The organism is Flavobacterium sp. FG139, assembly GCF_057809695.1.
The window spans coordinates 1-839 of sequence record NZ_JBMDKL010000046.1 but is presented as its reverse complement, the minus strand read 5'-3'; the positions used below and the strand labels follow the sequence as shown (position 1 = coordinate 839).

Below are 839 nucleotides of genomic sequence, written 5' to 3'. Positions count from 1 at the left end.
CGAAAACCGCCACTGGCGCAAGCGACGAAACGTTACCAGCAATATTATGAGAAAATCACACATAACATTCATCATTTCAATAGTTTTAGCATTTCTATCTTGTAATAATCTAACTAAAAAAGCAGAAACTACAACTTCAAATTTAGATAGTTTAAGGAACTCAGAAAAAACTTCTCTACAAATTTTAAAATCTGAAAGCAAAACTGAAAATAAAGATATTCTAGAAGACACAATAACTGATATTAAATTTAAGGAATTGTCAATTTCTATAAATAGACTTTTAATATTTGATGAGGAGAAAAAACTAGATCAAATTCAAAAAGATACAGTTTATATTTATGCTGAACTTGGCGAAACAATCGAAAACCAAAAAATTGAAATTTTAAGTGACCAAATTACCGATTTGAGTATTGAGCAACGTTATGAAACAAGTATAACGATAAGTAACGAAGGACCACATTGCGACTTAACTGAATGGAAACATTTTTATTCTGATTGGAAACTTTTAAGTAAAAACGAAAATAGTGTATTTATTTGTCACAAGTATTCCGAAAAAGACTACTCAAATTTTCCAAAAGTAAAAATTGAAGAACTAAAAAATGAAGTAAAAAAAGAATGTGGTGAGGAAATGTATAAACTAATTTCAAAAAATAAAAAGGTAATTGAAAATAATTGTGGAGTTGGAATTAGTAGGTATTTCTTGAGAATAAAAGGGACAAATAAAGAAAATGGACAAATAGTTACAAAACTAATAATTATTGAAACTCCAATGGGTTGTTAGAAGAAATACTGCTGGTAACAGCGGTTTCAAGAAATGGCGAGGCTCGGGATTTATTTGA

General features: G+C 28.7%; 1 protein-coding gene. It reads left to right on the top strand.

Annotation, left to right across the window (positions count from 1 at the left end; genetic code table 11):
• Positions 1 to 781: hypothetical protein (locus tag ACODSI_RS15035; RefSeq protein ID WP_488917670.1), on the top strand; the 781-nt coding region annotated here is incomplete at its 5' end.
• Between the last annotated feature and the right edge of the window lie 58 nt (positions 782 to 839).